The sequence below is a fragment of the Bacillus sp. FSL R5-0712 genome, assembly GCF_038593285.1.
GTDB lineage: Bacteria > Bacillota > Bacilli > Bacillales > Bacillaceae > Bacillus > Bacillus safensis.
Genome location: NZ_CP151981.1, coordinates 2,188,350 through 2,206,790, shown reverse-complemented (window position 1 = coordinate 2,206,790; position 18,441 = coordinate 2,188,350). Strand labels below are relative to the sequence as shown.

Here is an 18,441-nt window from a genome sequence, read left to right as displayed (position 1 = left end):
AAAATCAAGTAGAAAAGCGCTGAAAAGTTCAACTCATGTTGAACTTTTTTCCTGTTTTGTATGAAGGCAGAAAAAAGGAGAATGTCATGTTTGATTTTAAAGATGTAATACCTCAGATGCCCTTTATTCTAGAAGGACTTAAGGTCACGCTTTCTATAGTAGTGGTATCCCTTTTACTTGGATTTATTTTAGGAATTTTATTAACGCTTTGTAAAATTAGTGTGTTTAAACCGCTCATTTGGCTTGCAGATTTTTATACGTCAATTTTCCGAGGCACACCGCTTGTGCTTCAATTGCTCATTATTTATTTTGGTCTGCCTCAGCTTCTTGGGTTTCAAATCGACCAATACTGGGCTGCTGTAGCGGCATTTTCACTCAACTCGGCGGCATACGTATCTGAAATTATTCGTGCGGGTATTAATGCCATTGATAAAGGTCAAAAAGAAGCAGCCGTTGCTTTAGGCATCCCTTATGCTAAAATGATGAAGGACTTATTGCTTCCGCAGGCGTTTAAAAATATTTCACCTGCACTTGTGAATGAGACGATTACACTGACAAAAGAATCAGCGATTGTAACAGTCATCGGACTGGGTGATGTCATGAGACGAGCCTATCAAGCAGGGGCCGTCACGTATAATTATCTTGAACCGCTTATTTTTGCGGGTCTTATCTATTATGTCATCGTGCTTGTTCTCACCTTTGTCGGCAAATCGGTGGAAAGGAAGTTAAAATCAAATGATTAAAATAGAGAAACTCACAAAATCTTTTGGTAAAAACGAAGTTTTAAAGGGGATCGACACCACCATTAAAGAAGGGGAAGTTGTTGCGGTTATTGGACCATCTGGTTCAGGAAAATCGACGTTCCTCCGCTGCATGAATTTACTTGAAAAGCCGACTTCTGGTGTCATTACGATTAAGGACACCGAAATCACCAATCCAAAAACGAATGCACTAAAAGTGCGTGAGAACATCGGAATGGTGTTTCAGCATTTCCATCTGTTCCCGCATAAAACGGTGCTGGAAAATATCACGTATGCGCCAATGAATGTGAAGAATCAATCGAAGGAAGACAGCATCAAGCAAGCTGAAGACCTGCTCAAAAAGGTAGGGCTTTTAGAGAAAAAAGATGATTTCCCGAACCGTCTGTCAGGCGGTCAAAAGCAGCGTGTAGCGATTGCGCGTGCGCTTGCGATGACACCAGACATTATGCTGTTTGACGAACCAACGTCTGCTCTAGATCCAGAAATGGTCAAGGAAGTATTAGAAGTCATGAAAGAGCTGGCTCAATCTGGAATGACACTCGTCATCGTCACACATGAAATGGGCTTTGCAAAAGAAGTGGCTGACCGCGTGATCTTTATGGATGATGGGAAAATTGTAGAGGATGCAAACCCTGTGCAATTTTTTGAATCACCGTCTTCACAGCGCGCAAAAGACTTTTTACAAAAAATATTATAAAGAAATAAGAGAAGGAGACTTAACATCTCCTTCTTTTTTTGATTATAATGGGGAAAGTAAAAAAAGTTCATCATTTCACAAAAGTGAATGGAAACAAGACAGAAAAGAGTGAATCACATCATGTTTAAAATCGGCTACCGAACGCTGAAAACAGCATTAGGAACAGCGATCGCTATTTATATTGCACAATTGCTTGGCTTGCAAAATTATTCAGCTGCCGGGATTATTACGATCCTGTGTATTCAGGTGACAAAGAAAAGATCCCTCTTAGCATCGGGAGCTCGCTTTGCAGCATGCAGTCTTGCTATTTTATTTTCTTATTTATTTTTCGATCTGATTGGGTATCATCCTTTTGTGATCGGTTTGATGCTGCTTGTCTTTATTCCGACAACGGTTTTGCTTCGAATTAAAGAAGGGATTGTCACAAGTTCAGTCATCATTCTCCATTTATACATGTCTGGCGGGATTACCCTCCACCTCATCTGGAACGAGCTGCTGCTGATTACCATTGGTGTTGGGGTAGCGCTGATTATGAACCTCTATATGCCAAGTGTTGATAAAAAACTTAAACGCTACAGCGAACAGATTGAAGCCAACTTTGCTAAAATCTTTGAGGAAATCGAGCAATACTTAATGACAGGGAAACAAGACTGGACAGGAAAAGAAATACCAGAGACACATCAATTGATCAAAGAAGCGAAAGCTCTTGCATATCGTGATGTTGAAAACCATGTATTAAGACATGAAAACCTGTATTATCATTATTTCAACATGAGACAAAAGCAATTTGAAATCATTGAGCGTGTGCTGCCCAAAATTACGTCGATCTCCGTCACAACGGAGCATGGACAAATCATTGCAGAATACATTAGAGACTTACGCGAACATATTCACCCAGGGAACACAGCGCATAAGTTTTTAAGACGTCTCATTGATATGAAAGAAGAGTTCGATGCACTTCCGCTCCCGCAAACAAGAGAAGAATTTGAGGCAAGAGCGGCACTCTTTCATTTCCTCGGTGAAATGGAACAATATTTAGTACTGAAAAGCTATTTTAAAGGGATGAAAGAATAGAGACGCATGAGTTCCTCCTTCATTGGTCAATCTAATGAAAAAGGAGGAGCCTATGCGTCTTTTATTTTATACCGTACTGACCATGTCCCTTTCACCTATCTGGCCGCTTGGACAAAACCCGCTTCCAGGTGACCCGTTTGTCATCATTAATAAACAAACGAATGAACTTGCCTTCATTGATCAAGGAAAAATCCAAAAAGTATATCCTGCTTCAACAGGAAAAACAGCGGATTTAACGCCAGAAGGTGAATTTACGATTATGATCAAAGCGAAAGATCCCTATTACAGAAGAAAGAATATTGAAGGGGGTGCAAAGAATAACCCTCTTGGGCGAAGATGGATTGGATTTGATGCACGAGGAACAGATGGCAGAACCTACGGAATTCACGGAACGAGTGACGAAACATCGATTGGGAAATTTATCACAGCAGGCTGTGTAAGGCTTCATAATCAAGATGTAGAGCTTTTGTTTGATCAGCTTCCAATTGGCACCAAGGTATGGATTACAAAAACAAGTGCTTCCTTTGAAAAGCTTGCCAAAGACAAACAGGCCATTCGTTGACATCGCGAATCACCTGCTTGTCTGCCTTTATTCAAACCTTATAAAAAGGCTGCTGCTCCTGCTAAAAGTGAAGAAACTAACAGCAGGCTAATCATAAGCAATACCATAAATTTCATGAATTTTTGAGACATATCGCACCCCTATAACCGAAGATTTTTGCGACAAGCGCACTTGTCTTTATTTTATCTGGTTTTTTCATATGCGACAAGTGATCAGCAAAGGAAGTGAACGGATGAACCAAATCGATCATATTGCCATTGCCGTCTTTTCTATTAAAGAAACATCTCAAACGCTTCATCAGCTATTTAACTGGCATTTTTCAGACATACAAGAGATTCCTGAGCAGGAGATTAAAGCGTCCTTCGCTTCACTTGATGATCTGTACATCGAATTAATTGAGCCCATCTCAGCCCGCAGTAAACTACATACCTTTTTAACAAAAAGAGGAGAGGGCCTTCATCATATAGCGTTAAAGTCAGATGACATTCAGGCTGATCTTAGCCGTCTCGATCACCTTGGCGTGCAGCTTCTCCAAAAAAAAGCACAGATGGGCGCCAGCGGAAAGCAGATTGCCTTTATTTCACCTAAAGAAACGTCAGGTGTGTTATTTGAATTGTGCGGGTCCTTGAAAGGAGAGAAATATTGCGATGAATGAATCGTTCAATGACTTGTCTGAATGGCGGAATAAAGCGTTAATGGGCGGCGGCGAAAAACGAGCAGCGGCTCACAGAAGCAAAGGAAAGCTGACGGTTCGAGAGCGGCTGCATGAACTTCTTGACGAGGGCAGCTTGATGGAAATTCAGTCATTTGCAACAGGCGGTCTGTCAGAGCATGTTGGTGACGGCGTCGTCATTGGAACGGGACTCATTCACGGTAAGCCTGTCTGTGTTTATGCACAAGATGCAACCGTATATGGGGGCTCATTAGGCGAAATGCATGCGAAAAAAATTGCTTCTTTAATGGATCTGGCAGCTAAAAATCAGATGCCGGTCATCGGTCTAAAAGACTCAGGTGGTGCGAGAATTCAAGAGGGTGTGGTATCATTAGAAGGATACGGACAGATTTTTAAACGGAATGTGCTGTACTCTGGTCGAATCCCGCAAATATCAGTTATTTTAGGTTCATGTGCTGGAGGTGCAGTTTATTCTCCTGCATTGACTGATTTTGTCTTTATGACAGAGCAAACAGCTCATATGTTTTTAACTGGTCCGAAAGTAATAGAAAAGGCAACAGGAGAAACGGTCTGTCCTGACCGTCTTGGCGGTGCAAGTGTTCAGCATCAGAAGAGCGGGAATGTGCACTATACTGGGAAAGATGAGAAGGACGTGTTAGAAGCGGTTCGAACTCTTTTAACGTACATACAAACGAAACAGCAGGCTGTCACACGCGCTGGGACGCGAAAGCATGATACCGCCGATCCAGGCAGCATCTTGCCAAAGGATCCATCTCGAACTTATGATGTCAAACAAGTGGTGACAGCGATAACCGATCCAGACTCATTCTTTGAAACGCAGCCTTGTTTCTCAAAAAATATTGTCACAGGTTTTGCCAGATTACAAGGAGCCTCCATTGGTGTTGTTGCCAATCAGCCAAAGGTGCTGGCAGGCAGCCTTGATCTTGACGCTGCCGATAAAGCGGCCAGGTTTATTCGATTTTGCGATGCGTTTCATATTCCGATCTTAACCCTTGTGGACGTTCCTGGTTTTTTACCAGGAGAAAAAGCCGAGCATGCGGGAATTATCCGCCATGGGGCAAAGCTTTTATATGCGTACGCTGAAGCAACCGTTCCAAAAATCACTGTGATTTTAAGAAAGGCGTTTGGCGGTGCATATGTCGCGATGAATAGCAAGGGCTTAGGAGCTGACTTTGTTTATGCATGGCCAGAAGCAGAAATTGATGTCATGGGGAAAACGTTCGCAGACGAAATCGTTCATCCTGCTTCGCGCAAGTCTGAAAACAAACCAAGTGTATGGAAAGCGGCTCAGGCAGGTCTGATAGATGATATTTTCATGCCAGCTGAAACGAGAGAGCGATTGATCCGCTCATTTGATGTGCTTCGCAGTAAGGAAGAAGATAGACCGTTAAAAAAGCATGGCAACATGCCGCTATAAGAGGAGGAGCATCATCATGATCAATGAAAAACGCTTACTAGACGAATTTTTAGAATTAGTTCAGATTGATTCAGAAACAAAACACGAAGAGAAAATTGTTGAAGTATTAAAAGAAAAATTCTCGCAGCTTGGTCTAAAAGTGGTTGAAGACGATTCAAAAGCGGTAACAGGCCACGGTGCAGGCAATCTTGTCTGTACTTTAGAAGGGAATCAAGAGGCAGATACAATTTATTTCACTTCCCATATGGATACAGTTGTACCAGGGAATGGCGTAAAACCAGTCATTGAGGACGGCTATGTGAAAACAGATGGAACAACGATTCTTGGTGCTGACGATAAAACAGGACTTGCTGCTATGTTTGAGGCGATCCGCGTGCTGAAAGAGAAAAATTTACCGCATGGAACAATTGAATTTGTGATCACAGCAGGCGAGGAATCAGGACTTGTTGGAGCAAAAGCGTTAGATCCGAATTTGATGACAGCGAAATACGGCTATGCCCTTGATTCAGATGGCAAGGTTGGCACGATTATTGTAGCTGCACCAACACAGGCAAAAGTACGCGCAACGATTTACGGAAAAACCGCTCACGCAGGTGTCGCGCCAGAAAAAGGTGTGTCTGCGATTACCATTGCATCAAAAGCAATTGCCAGCATGCCGCTTGGCCGGATTGATGAAGAAACAACGGCGAATATCGGCCGTTTTGAAGGCGGAACACAAACGAATATTGTGTGCGATCAAGTCGATATTTTGGCGGAAGCACGCTCTTTAGAACCAGCAAAAATGGAAGCTCAAGTAGCGAAGATGAAAGAAGCCTTTGAAAAAACCGCTAAAGAAATGGGCGGAAGTGCCGATGTACAAATTGACATCATGTATCCAGGCTTCAAATTCTCACACGGCGATCAAGTCGTAGAAGTGGCGAAAAAAGCGGCAGCAAAAATTGGCCGTCCTTCAGAACTGCAGACGAGCGGCGGAGGCAGTGATGCAAACGTCATTGCAGGCAACGGCGTTCCAACTGTCAACCTAGCTGTTGGATATGAAGATATTCATACGAAAAATGAGAAAATGCCGATTGAAGAATTAGTCAAAACAGCTGAAATGGTTCTCGCCATTATCGAAGAAACGACAAATCCATCGTAAAGGCAGGAGACTCTGTGAGCACGCAAAAGATTATTATTTTTCAGGTGGGGCAAGAGGAGTTTGGCATCAGTGTAGAGCATATTCGTTCGATTGAGAAGGTCCCTTACTTACAAGAAGTATCGAACCTACCAAAAGAAATTAAAGGGCTGATGTCATTAAGAGGAGAGGTCATTCCTGTCAGTGATACAGGCGTGATGCTTCACGGAAAGCCTCTTGATGTGAACGAGCAGTCCAAGGTGCTGCTATTTGAAGTAAACGATCAAATGATTGGCTGTCTTGTCTCAGATGCAAAAGATATCATCGATATCGAGCAAAGTGAGATCAAGCCATTTCATATGAACACGAAGGCCTCTGAATATTTCTTCGGCGTTGTGGAGAGAGAAAACAAAATGATTTTACAAGTGGACCCAAATAAGTTCCTTGGGAAAATTGAGGACCTTGATCAATTGCCAGACCGGTTGAAAGAAGAATTGGCATAATGAAAAGCCCCTTATCTAAAGATAAGGGGTTTATTTTTATTCAGCAGCTGGTTTGGCTTGTTCGTTAGCCGCAGCTTTCGTTTTTGATTTTTGGTACATGACATTTAAAATAATCGTTTGAATCGTGAGTAATAGTCCGCTTGTCATCCAGTATAAAGGAAGAGCAGCGGGTGCATTGATTGAAAGAAACAGCATCATGATTGGGAAAATCATGCCCATTACTTTCGCTTGCTTCAGCGCAGCCTCTGTCTGAGTGCCTGATTGCTTCGCATATTTTTGTGTGACATAAAATTGCAAGAAATACATAGCCCCTGCAAAGACTGCCACCAATAAATCGGTTTGTCCCAAGTTAAACCATAAGAACGTATGAGTTGCGATCTCAGGTGTTGAGCGGATCGCTGAGTAAAAGCCAAGAACAATTGGAATTTGAATCAGCATAGGCAGACAGCCCATTGCCAGCGGGTTCACATTGTTCTCTTTATATACTTTCATCATTTCCATTTGCAGTTCTTTTTGTTTTTCAGGATCTTTTGTTTTCTTCAGTTTGCTTTGTATTTGGTCAATCTGAGGTTTCACCAGTGCCATTTTTTCCTGCATGACTCGTTGCTTCTTAAATTGGTTCGCAAAAAGCGGGAAAATCAGCAGGCGGACAATCAAGGTGACGAACATAATGGATAAACCATAATCATCATGGAAAAAGTTCGCAAGCCAAATGATCAGCTCAGAAAAAGGCTGAACAAAATAATGATGGAAAAACCCATCAGAGCTCGTATTCGTTTGCGCACTCGCTGCAAATGCAGGTGACGCAATCATCATCAAACATAAAGTCGTAAAAACAGTCAATAAACGTTTCAATTCGTTTCCTCCTCATGATTAAAAAAATTTAATTAGTGAGAGGAAGCGAATGGTCTTCATCATCATTTGATGATCTTTTCATTCGAATGACTTTACTAATCCAAGTTGTAATGCGATCGTATATGATAAACAGAAAGTCTGTTCGATTCAAGCAAGATGCGTCCAACTCTTCCAAACGATGTCCACCAAGGTGTTCGTTCATACGGCAGTCTTTTAGTAAAAACGCAATGCCGATGGCCGTCAGCGCTGGAAGAATAATCGTAAAGAATTCAACAAGGAAAAAGACTTCATTGAATGTATCAATAATCATGATTATCACATCCATTTCATTACTCACAGTGTACTATACACATGGTTAAATGTCTAACACAACCACGTGTTTTCTCTATTAAATAAAATTCCTTATTTTGTATAAAATGGTAAATTTCATCCAAACTTCATATTTCCTATCCTATAATGAGGGGGATAAAAGAAATGGAGGTTTTGAATATGACAAGTATTTACCCAAAGTTTCGAGCAGCTGCCGTGCAAGCAGCACCTGTCTACTTAAATTTGGAAGCAAGCGTTGAGAAATCATGTGAACTGATCGACGAGGCAGCTTCAAATGGTGCAAAGCTTGTGGCATTCCCAGAAGCATTTTTACCTGGTTATCCTTGGTTTGCTTTTATTGGTCATCCAGAATATACGAGAAAGTTCTATCATGAATTATATAAAAATGCCGTTGAAATCCCTAGCTTAGCCATTCAAAAAATAAGTGAGGCAGCAAAAAGAAATGAAACGTACGTTTGTATATCATGCAGTGAAAAAGATGGCGGCTCTCTCTATTTAGCTCAGCTTTGGTTTAATCCAAATGGGGATTTAATAGGAAAACACCGGAAAATGAGAGCTTCTGTAGCAGAAAGACTCATTTGGGGGGATGGAAGTGGAAGTATGATGCCGGTCTTTCAAACTGACATTGGAAACCTTGGCGGATTGATGTGCTGGGAGCATCAAGTCCCGCTTGATCTTATGGCGATGAATGCTCAAAATGAGCAGGTACATGTAGCCTCTTGGCCAGGTTATTTTGACGATGAAATTTCAAGCAGATATTATGCCATCGCAACACAGACATTTGTGCTGATGACATCATCTATATATACGGAAGAAATGAAAGAAATGATTTGTTTAACGCAGGAGCAAAGAGATTACTTTGAAACATTTAAGAGCGGGCATACGTGCATTTACGGGCCGGACGGGGAACCGATCAGTGATATGGTTCCTGCTGAAACGGAAGGAATTGCTTACGCTGAAATTGATGTAGAAAGAGTCATTGATTACAAGTATTATATTGATCCGGCTGGACACTACTCCAATCAAAGTTTGAGTATGAATTTTCATCAACAGCCCAATCCGGTGGTAAAACATTTACATCATCAAAAAAATGAAGTATTCACATATGAGGACATTCAATATCAACATGGTATACTTGAAGAAAAAGTGTAAATGAACGTGAAACCCAGCGCGCAGACAAACCCTCGCATTCGGTGTCAGTCCTGCGCTCCGGTGCTCGTCCTTCCTAGGGCTGCATAGGTTTTTGATCACGCTGAAAAGAAGACTAAGGCTAAAATCAAGATCATTTTAGCCCTTTGTTAACAGTCTGGCCTTCTCTTTTTTAGAGAAGGTTTTTTTGAGGAAAGATGAAATAAATCAATGTATAATTGAACATAAAAGAGAGCAATCATGTTTGATATATTAGGAAACAGCTGATCAAAATACAGGTAGACAAGAAAATGGGGTTATGCCAATGTCAAATATTATTTTTCATATAGACATGAATGCTTTTTATGCCAATGTAGAAATGGCGTATGATCCTTCTTTGCGAGGGAAACCTTTAGCCATCAGCGGAAATGCAAAAGAGCGTAAAGGGATTGTTGTGACGTGCAGCTACGAGGCAAGAGCACTAGGTGTGAAGCCCCCGATGCCTTTGTGGGAGGCGAAGCGGCTATGTCCGGGACTCATTGTCCGCACACCGAACTTTGACCGGTACCGCAGCTCCTCACAAGAGATGTTTACAATACTAAGAGAATACAGTGATTTAGTCGAACCTGTATCGATTGATGAGGGCTATATTGATTTAACACATACGCCATATGCCGAGCATGCGGTAAAAACGGCTCATGATATTCAAACAAGGCTTGTAGAGGAACTGATGCTTCCTTCAAGTATCGGCATTGCACCGAATAAATTTTTAGCGAAAATGGCGTCTAATTGGAAAAAGCCAATGGGCATCACCATATTGCGTAAACGAGATGTTCCGAACATGCTCTGGCCGCTCCCTGCTGGTGATATGCACGGGGTTGGACAAAAAACGGCAGAGAAATTAAAAAAAATCGGAATTCATACCATTGAAGACTTAGCGAAAGCGAATGAGTATACGCTAAAAGAATTGCTTGGCATTAATGGACCGAGATTAAAGCAAAAGGCGAATGGTGAACATCACGGCATCGTAGACCCAGAAAGAATATACGAATTTAAATCCGTCGGCAATTCATCTACTCTGCCTCATGATTCGGATGATTCAGATGAACTTGTCACGTTAATTGATAAGCTGTCACAATCTGTGAGTGCAAGGTTAAGGAGAAAAGAAGTGATGGCGAACCGGCTGCTCATCATGATTCGGTATGCAAGCTGGAAAAATATCACGCGAAGTGTCATGCTCACAAATCCAACGGATCGAAAGGAAGACATATTTGAAGCGGCAAAGCAGTTATTCCTTAAACATTGGAATGACCAGCCAGTGAGGCTCTTAGGTGTGACGGGGACAGACCTTGTCGAACGAAAAGCAGCTGTTAAACAGCTTGATTTATTTTCATATACAGAAGATGCAAAAGAAGAGCCTCTCCAAACCATTTTAGATGGACTGAAAGAAAAATATGGAAAGTCATTGGTGCAAAGAGGGATCACCATTAAGGAAAAAGAGAGCAAAACAAGCGGGACAAGTTTTAATAAAGATTTTTTTCAGGACGAAAGAGGAAATGACTAGCCTGAAAACTTGATAAAAGAGGTGATGTTGTGGTAATTTCAAAGGGTACATCATTTCAGCAGTAATCAATATAGTGTGTTAGAAGGGACGTCAGAATTATGTCAAAACAACAAATCGGTGTGGTTGGACTAGCCGTTATGGGGAAAAACCTTGCCCTCAATATTGAAAGCCGCGGTTTCTCCGTATCCGTTTATAACAGATCTAGCAGCAAAACAGAAGAGTTTCTTCAAGAAGCAGAAGGAAAAAACGTTGTTGGCACATACAGCATCGAAGAATTTGTTCAGTCGCTTGAAACACCGCGTAAAATTCTTTTAATGGTAAAAGCTGGTGCAGCAACAGATGCAACCATTCAATCATTACTTCCTCACCTAGAGAAAGGTGACATTTTAATTGATGGTGGAAATACATATTACAAGGATACACAAAGACGTAACCAAGAGCTTGCAGAAAGTGGTATTCACTTCATTGGTACAGGTGTTTCCGGCGGTGAAGAAGGCGCGCTAAAAGGTCCTTCCATCATGCCAGGCGGTCAAAAAGAAGCGCATGAGCTAGTAAAACCAATTTTAGAAGCGATCTCTGCGAAAGTAGATGGCGAGCCTTGTACAACGTATATCGGCCCAGATGGAGCAGGACATTATGTCAAAATGGTTCATAACGGTATCGAGTACGGAGATATGCAATTGATCTCTGAATCATACTTTATCTTGAAGCATGTTGCTGGATTGTCAGCAGGGGAGCTTCATGAAGTATTCTCAGAGTGGAATAAAGGCGAGCTTGACAGCTATTTAATCGAAATTACAGCTGACATTTTCACAAAAGTGGATGAAGAAACAAACCAGCCGCTTGTGGATGTGATCTTAGATAAAGCTGGTCAAAAAGGAACTGGAAAATGGACAAGCAAAAGCTCACTTGATCTAGGTGTCCCGCTTCCAATCATTACTGAGTCTGTTTTTGCGCGCTACATTTCAGCAATGAAAGATGAGCGAGTGGAAGCAAGTCAATTGATCGAAGGTCCAGAGCCAGCGAAATCAGCTGAGAATAAACAAGAGCTGATCGAAGCAGTTAGAAAAGCCCTATTCATGAGTAAAATCTGCTCTTACGCACAAGGCTTTGCGCAAATGAAAGCAGCGTCTGATGAATATAACTGGGATTTGAAATACGGTGAAATTGCGATGATCTTCCGCGGCGGATGTATCATTCGTGCAGCCTTCTTACAACAAATTAAAGAAGCGTATGACCGTAATCCTGAACTGAAAAACCTATTGCTTGATCCATACTTTAAGGATATTGCTCAAAACTATCAATCATCACTTCGTAAAGTCATTTCACTTGCAGTGGAACAAGGAGTGCCTGTTCCTTCATTCTCAAGTGCACTTGCTTACTTTGATAGCTATCGCACAGCTGTCCTTCCAGCGAATTTAATTCAAGCACAGCGTGACTATTTCGGTGCACATACGTATGAGCGTACAGATAAAGAAGGCGTATTCCATACTGAATGGATGAAATAAATAGAGAACGACTGAAAAACCTTACCTTTGGTAAGGTTTTTTTGTTTGCATCTTTTCGGCTAAAAATGTGAAAAAGAGGGATGCTATGTAAAAAAGACAAGAAAGTAGGGATAGAAGTGGGCATCTTATATGCACTTCTCCCAGCGATATTTTGGGGAAGTATTGTTCTCATCAGTGTCAAATTAGGCGGGAATGCGTATCAGCAAACCCTTGGCATTACGCTCGGCGCGTTTTTATTTTCGATTGCTGCCTTTTTCATCAAAATGCCAGAGCTGACACCGCTTATTTTTGCGGTTTCCGTCATTTCAGGCATCTTCTGGAGTATTGGACAAATGAATCAGCTTTCAAGTGTTGCTTTTCTCGGTGTGTCTAAAGCGGTTCCTTTATCAACGGGCATGCAGCTTGTGAGCACAACGCTATTTGGCGTCATGGTCTTCAAAGAATGGCAGACGATGACGGTCATACTCATTGGTTCTTGCGCCATTTTACTGATCATTGCAGGTGTTGTGATGACATCGCTCGGCCAAAAAAAGAATGGCGGCGGGAATGGCAGAGGCAATTTTAAAAAAGGGATCATTATTCTGCTCATCTCAACCGTTGGCTACGTCGGATATGTCGTCATTTTAAGATGGTTTGATATTGATGGCTGGTCTGCACTTGTCCCGCAATCCGTCGGCATGCTGCTTTCATCATTAGCGATTAGTTTAAAACAGGACCCATTTAGTAAATATACGTTTAGAAATATCATTGCCGGTCTTGTTTGGTCAACAGGAAATCTTGGGCTGCTTTTGGCCATTCCATTAATCGGCGTAGCCGTAAGCTTTTCGATGTCACAAACAGGGATTGTCATCTCAACACTAGGCGGCATTTATTTATTAAAAGAGAAAGCATCTAGAACAAGCTTTGTCATTGCAGGCTGCTTGATGATCATTGCAGGCGGTGTGCTGCTAGGCTTTACAAAATAGGAGGTTACACGAATGTATCCAGATTTAGAAGGAAAAACAGTTCTGATTACAGGTGCAGGTACAGGGATTGGCCAAGCGATGGCCCGCCGATTTGGACAAGAAAAAGCCAATGTGGTGATTAATTACTTCTCTGATAAAGAAAATCCGGATGATACCATTGCAGAAATTCAAAAACATGGCGGACAGGCTGTGAAAATCAAGGGAGACGTATCAAAGGAAGAGGATATGCAGGCGATGATTGATAAAGCCGTTGATACATTCGGCAGTCTTGATGTAATGATCAATAACGCAGGCATTGAAAATGAAGTACCCTCTACAGAAATGACGCTGGATAATTGGAACAATGTAATGTCTACCAATTTAACAGGTATGTTTCTAGGGTGCCGTGATGCACTGAAGTATATGACAGATCATGGGATAGAAGGCTCGATCATTAATATGTCGTCGGTTCATCAGCAAATTCCTTGGCCTCATTTTGTCCATTATGCAGCTAGTAAAGGAGGCGCCAAGCTTTTGACAGAAACATTGGCGCTTGAATATGCCCCTAAAAAAATCCGTGTAAACAGTATTGCACCAGGCGCCATTGATACCCCGATTAATGCGGAGAAATTCGATGATCCAGCATTGAAAAAAGGCGTGATTGAGCTCATTCCAATCGGCTATATTGGAAAGCCGGAAGAAGTGGCAGCATGCGCTGTCTGGCTGGCATCAAAAGAGGCGAGCTATGTCACAGGCCTGACGTTATATGTAGACGGCGGCATGACAAAGTATCCTGGGTTCCAGGCAGGAAAAGGATAAGACAATTAAGAAAAAGAGCGTATTGTACGCTCTTTTTTATATTAAATACAGACAAATAAAATTAAATGTCTAGACATTTAAAAATAAAAATATATAATATTAATTGGAAGCGCTTTTATTACAACAATGGGGTGAGAGAAATGAAACGTATTTTATTAGCATGCAGTTCGGGAATGTCTACGAGTTTACTAGTGACAAAGATGAAAGCACATGCCGATTCAATTGGGGACGAAGCAGAAATTTGGGCAGTTGGTCAAGATCAAGCAAAAAAAGAAATGGCGAATGCAGATGTTGTGTTAATCGGACCGCAAATGAGCTTTTTAAAAGGAGACCTCCAAAAAGAAGCAACAAAATACGGGATTGAGGTAGAGGTCATTGATATGCAGGCATACGGGCTTGCCGATGGACAAAAAGCATATGAACAGGCACTTACATTGATGGGGGAATCTTAAAGGATGGAAAAGAAAACACTGGAAGGGCTCACGGAGGAACAAGTGAGCTTTCAATTGATCTTACACAGCGGGAATGCACGCAGCAAATTGCTTCAGGCTCTGAAACAATATCGAGAAGGTCTAGAAGAAGAAGCTTTTAGTCATATGAAAGAAGCGGAAGAGGATTTACGGCTTGCACATGACATCCATTTTCAACTCGTGCAGAAAGAGGCAGGAGGAGAAACAACATCCTTTTCCTTATTGCTCATGCACGCTGAAGATCATTTAATGTCGACCATTACCATCAAGGAGCTTGTGGGAGAGCTTCTGCCGATATTCCAATCGCTTAAACAATAAAGGGTGTAAACAAGGGGGGAAACCAATGTTTGATAAAATAAGTGCCATTTTGGTTCCGATTGCTGGGAGATTGAACAACAACCGATATTTAGGCGTATTACGTGATGCCTTTATGCTTGCGTTCCCGCTCACCATCTTTGGTTCCATTATGGTTGTGCTGATGAATTTGCCATTTTTAGATAGAATCATGAGTAAAACCGTACTGGAGGGCGTCCAGTCTGCACTGAATATCGCACCAAGTGCGACCATCAGCATTATGAGTGTGTTTGTTGTATTTGGGATTGGCTACTATTTATCAAAAAGCTATGATGTAGAAGCTGTCTTTGGCGGCGTGATTGCTTTAGCCTCTTTCTTGCTTCTAACTCCGTTTTTACTAGAACAAGAAGGCGGTGCAACGATTGCAGGCGTTATCCCAGTTGATCGTTTAGGTGCAAAGGGGATGTTCCTAGGAATGATCACAGGCTTTTTGTCTGCTGAAATTTATCGTTATTTTGTCCAAAAGAAATTTGTGATCAATATGCCGCAAGGGGTTCCACCAGCTGTTTCCAAGTCTTTTGCTGCACTGATCCCGGCTACTTTGACACTTACAACCTTTTTGCTCATAAATATCATCATTACACAAGGCTTCAAAACAAATATGCATGATTTGATTTATCATGCTATTCAGGCGCCGCTTGTCGGTCTTGGAAGCGGTATTATTCCGACGTTGATCGCTGTTTTCTTTATACAAATTCTTTGGTTCTTTGGGCTTCATGGCCAAATTATTATCAACTCTGTCATGGATCCGATTTGGAATACATTGTCCATTCAAAACCTAGAGAGCTACACAAAAACAGGTGAGGTTCCTAATATCATCAGCAAGCAGTTTATTGAAATCTATACGGTTGGAATGGGTGGAACCGGTATGACGCTTGCTGTTGTGTTTACGATTTTAATTTTCCTGAAAAGTAAGCAATTAAAACAAGTAGCCAAGCTTGGCTTAGGACCAGGATTATTTAACGTCAATGAACCGATTATCTTTGGTTTACCGATTGTCATGAATCCGCTTATTCTCATTCCGTGGATTTTGGCGCCAATGGTCATTACATGTATTACTTATTTTGCGATGGCATCAGGGATTGTACCGCCGCCGACAGGCGTGAATATCCCATGGACAGTGCCGATCTTTATTAGCGGAATGATGGCAACAAATTCACTAGCGGGCGGACTGCTTCAGTTGTTTAACCTGATGATTGTGTTTGTCATTTGGTTCCCGTTCCTGAAATTTATTGACCGTATGAATGTGAAAAATGAAAAAATAACGACAACAGAAAAAACGAAGGCAGCAAACATCAAAGGTGAAGGAGACTCAATACATGTCGATGGAAACTAACAAGCAATCATATACATTTCCAGAAGGTTTCTGGTGGGGATCTTCTGCTTCTGCGACGCAAACAGAAGGGAGCGTCCCCGGCGATGGAAAGGGACCGAACATTTGGGATCATTGGTTTGAACAAGAGCCAACTCGTTTTTTTGATGGCGTAGGACCGGACGTGACATCTCAATTTTATCGAAAATATAAAGAGGATATCCGTCTCATGAAAGAAATTGGCCACAATTCATTTCGGTTGTCGATTTCATGGTCACGCCTTTTACCAGAAGGAACAGGTGCTGTGAATGAAGAAGCGGTGTCTTTTTATAATGATGTGATCAATGAACTGATTGCACATGATATCGAGCCATTTGTGAACCTGTACCATTTCGATATGCCAATGGCGCTGCAGGAGAAAGGCGGCTGGGTGAACAGACAGGTGGTCGATGATTATGTGAGCTATGCAACATTATGCTTCCAATTATTTGGCGACCGGGTGAAAAAATGGTTTACCCATAACGAACCGATTGTTCCTGTAGAAGGCGGATATATGTATAGCTTTCATTATCCAAACGAAGTTGATTTCCAAAAGGCTGTACAGGTCGGTTTTCATGAACTTTTATCAAATGCGAAGGCGATTGCGGCTTATAAAAAGCTGCAGCAAGGCGGTAAGATTGGCATCATCCTAAACCTGACTCCTTCGTACCCGCGAAGCCAGCATCCGCGCGATGTAGAAGCAGCAGAGATGGCCGATGCTTTCTTTAACCGTTCCTTCTTAGATCCTGCGGTGAAGGGGCATTTCCCGGAAAAGCTAGTAGAAGTCTTAAAGAAAGAAGGCTTTATGCCAAGTATGGAAGAAGGGGACCTTGAGCTCATTCGAGAGAATACGATTGATCTTCTTGGCATCAACTATTATCAGCCAAGAAGAGTGAAAGCGAAAGAGCATATGCCGCATCCTCAAGCACCATTTATGCCGAACCATTATTTTGATTCTTTTGAGATGCCGGGAAGAAAAATGAATGTGTACCGAGGCTGGGAAATCTATGAAAAGGGCATTTACGACATATTGAAAAAAGTTCAAACAGACTATGATAATATTGAATGCTTTATTTCTGAAAATGGAATGGGCGTCGAAGGAGAAGAGCGGTTTAAGGATGAAGAAGGAATGATTCATGACGATTACCGCATTGACTTTATTTCTGAGCATCTCAAATGGGTGCATCAAGCCATTCAAGAAGGAAGCAATGTGAAAGGCTATCATCTATGGACCTTTATGGACAACTGGTCCTGGTCGAATGCATATAAAAATCGTTATGGATTTGTCTCAGTTGATCTTCAAAAAGACGGGAAACGAACGATTAAGAAAAGCGGATACTGGTTTCAATCCGTTTCAAAGAATAACGGTTTTTAATCAAAATACTTGCTCTTTCCTTGAAAAGAGCAAGTATTTTTCTTATGTGACGGTAAGTGGATGAAACAAAAATGGCTGGCACCTTTTAAGCTCACATCCCTTAGTGTAAAATGAGAGGAAGGCTAAAAAACGCCATATTTCCTTCTAGAATAAAGCGCTATGAAAAAACAAGTCAGTTGGTGGTGTGAGATGAAAAAGTACGAACTCATTTCAGAAGAAATCAGAAAACGAATAGGAACAGCCTATTATCCAGAAGATCAACCCATTCCAGATGAAAACTCGCTTGCCGCCGAATTTCAATGCAGCAGAATGACAATGAAACGTGCGCTTGATCTTCTCGTTGCAGAAGGTCTGCTCTTTAGAAAAAGAGGCCACGGTACATTTATTGTAAAGGCAGCGCTCAATCAAGGGGCAATCAATGTATCAGGCCATGAAAATAAAGGGTTCACAAAGGTCATGGCGGATAAAAACGTCACGACTCAAATCATTCATTTTGATGTCCATTTTCCAAGCGAAGAGGTGGCAGCCCATTTATCTATTGACTCAACCACACCTGTTTATGATATCATCCGGCTCCGTCTTGTGGATGAAGAGCCTTACGTATTAGAAAAAACGTTTATGCCAGTCAATCTCATTAAGGGCATAGATGAAGAAGTTCTACTGGGTTCTATCTATGGCTACATTTCAAATCAGCTTCATTTAAAAATAGCAGGAGCGCACAAGAAAATTAGAGCGGCTAAATCAGATCAGCTGGATCAGCAGTATTTAGGGTGTGACCCAACAGATCCTGTGCTTGAAGTCGAGCAGGTTGCTTATTTAAACGCAGGGCAGCCGTTTGAATATTCATTTAGCCATCATCGCTATGATAAATTTGACTTTTCAACGGTTGAAATCACGAAAACAGGACGTTAAAAAAAGAGC

21 protein-coding genes are annotated in these 18,441 nt (G+C 41.7%); 18 read left to right on the top strand and 3 right to left on the bottom strand.

The annotated features are described in order from the left end of the window. The first annotated feature begins 86 nt into the window (after positions 1–86). The 4 genes from NSU11_RS11100 (at position 87) to NSU11_RS11085 (ending at position 3,094) form a co-directional block, all read left to right on the top strand. The gene (locus tag NSU11_RS11100) at positions 87–743 is read left to right on the top strand and encodes an amino acid ABC transporter permease (RefSeq protein WP_024422919.1); all 657 of its coding nucleotides are present in this window, start codon (positions 87–89) and stop codon (positions 741–743) included. Beyond that, positions 736–1,458, top strand: coding sequence for an amino acid ABC transporter ATP-binding protein (locus NSU11_RS11095; RefSeq protein ID WP_024422918.1), 723 nt, complete (start codon positions 736–738; stop codon positions 1,456–1,458). Before NSU11_RS11100 ends, NSU11_RS11095 begins: the two co-directional genes overlap by 8 nt. A 120-nt stretch (positions 1,459–1,578) precedes the next feature. Beyond that, a complete protein-coding gene (locus NSU11_RS11090; RefSeq protein WP_024422917.1) occupies positions 1,579–2,532 on the top strand; it encodes an aromatic acid exporter family protein in 954 nt (317 codons plus the stop codon). A gap of 52 nt (positions 2,533–2,584) precedes the next feature. Continuing rightward, on the top strand, positions 2,585–3,094 hold the full coding sequence (locus tag NSU11_RS11085) for a L,D-transpeptidase (protein ID WP_044332743.1): 510 nt from the start codon (positions 2,585–2,587) through the stop codon (positions 3,092–3,094). A 38-nt stretch (positions 3,095–3,132) separates the two neighbouring features. On the opposite strand, the gene prli42 is transcribed toward NSU11_RS11085, so the two are convergent. After that, positions 3,133–3,225 (bottom strand): stressosome-associated protein Prli42, encoded by a 93-nt coding sequence (prli42, locus tag NSU11_RS11080; protein ID WP_149126490.1) that lies wholly within the window; start codon positions 3,223–3,225, stop codon positions 3,133–3,135. Between the two features lie 101 nt (positions 3,226–3,326). On the opposite strand from prli42, the gene mce reads away from it, so the two are divergent. From mce to NSU11_RS11060, 4 genes are read left to right on the top strand one after another with little or no spacing between them, the layout of a single operon-like run. Further along, positions 3,327–3,749, top strand: a complete 423-nt coding sequence (gene mce, locus NSU11_RS11075) for a methylmalonyl-CoA epimerase (RefSeq protein WP_149126491.1) — start codon at positions 3,327–3,329, stop codon at positions 3,747–3,749. Then, complete coding sequence (locus NSU11_RS11070; protein WP_149126492.1) at positions 3,742–5,205, top strand: acyl-CoA carboxylase subunit beta; 1,464 nt, start codon at positions 3,742–3,744, stop codon at positions 5,203–5,205. Before mce ends, NSU11_RS11070 begins: the two co-directional genes overlap by 8 nt. Positions 5,206–5,221: 16 nt before the next feature. Continuing rightward, positions 5,222–6,343, top strand: coding sequence for a tripeptidase T (locus NSU11_RS11065; protein WP_041117918.1), 1,122 nt, complete (start codon positions 5,222–5,224; stop codon positions 6,341–6,343). Positions 6,344–6,357: 14 nt separating this feature from the next. Next, positions 6,358–6,822, top strand: a complete 465-nt coding sequence (locus tag NSU11_RS11060; RefSeq protein WP_024422912.1) for a chemotaxis protein CheW — start codon at positions 6,358–6,360, stop codon at positions 6,820–6,822. A 36-nt stretch (positions 6,823–6,858) separates the two neighbouring features. Here NSU11_RS11060 and NSU11_RS11055 read toward each other — a convergent pair whose 3' ends face one another. Both NSU11_RS11055 and NSU11_RS11050 read right to left on the bottom strand, forming a co-directional pair. Then, positions 6,859–7,638: a membrane protein insertase YidC gene (locus NSU11_RS11055; protein ID WP_046312291.1), complete on the bottom strand. Its 780-nt coding sequence runs from the start codon at positions 7,636–7,638 to the stop codon at positions 6,859–6,861. Between the two features lie 67 nt (positions 7,639–7,705). Next, complete coding sequence (locus NSU11_RS11050; protein WP_024422910.1) at positions 7,706–7,987, bottom strand: hypothetical protein; 282 nt, start codon at positions 7,985–7,987, stop codon at positions 7,706–7,708. Positions 7,988–8,166: 179 nt separating this feature from the next. Between NSU11_RS11050 and NSU11_RS11045 the strand changes: the two genes are divergently transcribed. The 10 genes from NSU11_RS11045 to NSU11_RS11000 all read left to right on the top strand — a co-directional run bounded on the left by NSU11_RS11045 (position 8,167) and on the right by NSU11_RS11000 (position 18,432). Further along, a complete protein-coding gene (locus tag NSU11_RS11045; protein ID WP_277721866.1) occupies positions 8,167–9,159 on the top strand; it encodes a carbon-nitrogen hydrolase family protein in 993 nt (330 codons plus the stop codon). Between the two features lie 295 nt (positions 9,160–9,454). Continuing rightward, a complete protein-coding gene (locus NSU11_RS11040) occupies positions 9,455–10,699 on the top strand; it encodes a DNA polymerase IV (protein WP_342493579.1) in 1,245 nt (414 codons plus the stop codon). A gap of 98 nt (positions 10,700–10,797) precedes the next feature. Further along, positions 10,798–12,207, top strand: coding sequence for an NADP-dependent phosphogluconate dehydrogenase (gene gndA / locus NSU11_RS11035; protein WP_034622350.1), 1,410 nt, complete (start codon positions 10,798–10,800; stop codon positions 12,205–12,207). Positions 12,208–12,323: 116 nt separating this feature from the next. Then, positions 12,324–13,172, top strand: a complete 849-nt coding sequence (locus NSU11_RS11030; protein ID WP_025093008.1) for a GRP family sugar transporter — start codon at positions 12,324–12,326, stop codon at positions 13,170–13,172. Positions 13,173–13,184: 12 nt separating this feature from the next. Next, entirely contained in the window at positions 13,185–13,970 is a 786-nt protein-coding gene (locus NSU11_RS11025; RefSeq protein WP_342493578.1) for an SDR family oxidoreductase, read from the top strand. A 140-nt stretch (positions 13,971–14,110) separates the two neighbouring features. Continuing rightward, positions 14,111–14,422 (top strand): PTS sugar transporter subunit IIB, encoded by a 312-nt coding sequence (locus NSU11_RS11020; RefSeq protein ID WP_024422905.1) that lies wholly within the window; start codon positions 14,111–14,113, stop codon positions 14,420–14,422. A gap of 3 nt (positions 14,423–14,425) precedes the next feature. Continuing rightward, positions 14,426–14,758 carry a PTS lactose/cellobiose transporter subunit IIA gene (locus tag NSU11_RS11015; RefSeq protein ID WP_024422904.1) on the top strand — a complete coding sequence of 111 codons (333 nt, stop codon included), beginning with the start codon at positions 14,426–14,428 and terminating at the stop codon, positions 14,756–14,758. Between the two features lie 25 nt (positions 14,759–14,783). Then, entirely contained in the window at positions 14,784–16,130 is a 1,347-nt protein-coding gene (celB, locus tag NSU11_RS11010) for a PTS cellobiose transporter subunit IIC (protein ID WP_024428031.1), read from the top strand. Further along, a complete protein-coding gene (locus tag NSU11_RS11005; RefSeq protein ID WP_029706057.1) occupies positions 16,114–17,520 on the top strand; it encodes a glycoside hydrolase family 1 protein in 1,407 nt (468 codons plus the stop codon). The genes celB and NSU11_RS11005 overlap by 17 nt, the downstream gene beginning before the upstream one ends. A gap of 189 nt (positions 17,521–17,709) precedes the next feature. Beyond that, the gene (locus tag NSU11_RS11000) at positions 17,710–18,432 is read left to right on the top strand and encodes a GntR family transcriptional regulator (RefSeq protein ID WP_024422902.1); all 723 of its coding nucleotides are present in this window, start codon (positions 17,710–17,712) and stop codon (positions 18,430–18,432) included. Positions 18,433–18,441: the final 9 nt, after the last annotated feature.

What these genes read in the sequence shown, in the direction of transcription:
- mce (WP_149126491.1), top strand. Translation starts at nt 3,327, where the DNA reads ATGAACCAAATCGATCATATTGCCATTGCCGTCTTTTCTATTAAAGAA.
- NSU11_RS11015 (WP_024422904.1), top strand. Translation starts at nt 14,426, where the DNA reads ATGGAAAAGAAAACACTGGAAGGGCTCACGGAGGAACAAGTGAGCTTT.
- NSU11_RS11095 (WP_024422918.1), top strand. Translation starts at nt 736, where the DNA reads ATGATTAAAATAGAGAAACTCACAAAATCTTTTGGTAAAAACGAAGTT.
- NSU11_RS11065 (WP_041117918.1), top strand. Translation starts at nt 5,222, where the DNA reads ATGATCAATGAAAAACGCTTACTAGACGAATTTTTAGAATTAGTTCAG.
- NSU11_RS11040 (WP_342493579.1), top strand. Translation starts at nt 9,455, where the DNA reads ATGCCAATGTCAAATATTATTTTTCATATAGACATGAATGCTTTTTAT.
- prli42 (WP_149126490.1), bottom strand. Translation starts at nt 3,225, where the DNA reads ATGTCTCAAAAATTCATGAAATTTATGGTATTGCTTATGATTAGCCTG.
- NSU11_RS11070 (WP_149126492.1), top strand. Translation starts at nt 3,742, where the DNA reads ATGAATGAATCGTTCAATGACTTGTCTGAATGGCGGAATAAAGCGTTA.
- NSU11_RS11005 (WP_029706057.1), top strand. Translation starts at nt 16,114, where the DNA reads ATGTCGATGGAAACTAACAAGCAATCATATACATTTCCAGAAGGTTTC.
- NSU11_RS11000 (WP_024422902.1), top strand. Translation starts at nt 17,710, where the DNA reads ATGAAAAAGTACGAACTCATTTCAGAAGAAATCAGAAAACGAATAGGA.
- NSU11_RS11085 (WP_044332743.1), top strand. Translation starts at nt 2,585, where the DNA reads ATGCGTCTTTTATTTTATACCGTACTGACCATGTCCCTTTCACCTATC.
- NSU11_RS11020 (WP_024422905.1), top strand. Translation starts at nt 14,111, where the DNA reads ATGAAACGTATTTTATTAGCATGCAGTTCGGGAATGTCTACGAGTTTA.
- NSU11_RS11055 (WP_046312291.1), bottom strand. Translation starts at nt 7,638, where the DNA reads ATGATGATTGCGTCACCTGCATTTGCAGCGAGTGCGCAAACGAATACG.
- NSU11_RS11100 (WP_024422919.1), top strand. Translation starts at nt 87, where the DNA reads ATGTTTGATTTTAAAGATGTAATACCTCAGATGCCCTTTATTCTAGAA.
- NSU11_RS11025 (WP_342493578.1), top strand. Translation starts at nt 13,185, where the DNA reads ATGTATCCAGATTTAGAAGGAAAAACAGTTCTGATTACAGGTGCAGGT.
- NSU11_RS11090 (WP_024422917.1), top strand. Translation starts at nt 1,579, where the DNA reads ATGTTTAAAATCGGCTACCGAACGCTGAAAACAGCATTAGGAACAGCG.
- NSU11_RS11050 (WP_024422910.1), bottom strand. Translation starts at nt 7,987, where the DNA reads ATGATTATTGATACATTCAATGAAGTCTTTTTCCTTGTTGAATTCTTT.
- NSU11_RS11045 (WP_277721866.1), top strand. Translation starts at nt 8,167, where the DNA reads ATGACAAGTATTTACCCAAAGTTTCGAGCAGCTGCCGTGCAAGCAGCA.
- gndA (WP_034622350.1), top strand. Translation starts at nt 10,798, where the DNA reads ATGTCAAAACAACAAATCGGTGTGGTTGGACTAGCCGTTATGGGGAAA.
- celB (WP_024428031.1), top strand. Translation starts at nt 14,784, where the DNA reads ATGTTTGATAAAATAAGTGCCATTTTGGTTCCGATTGCTGGGAGATTG.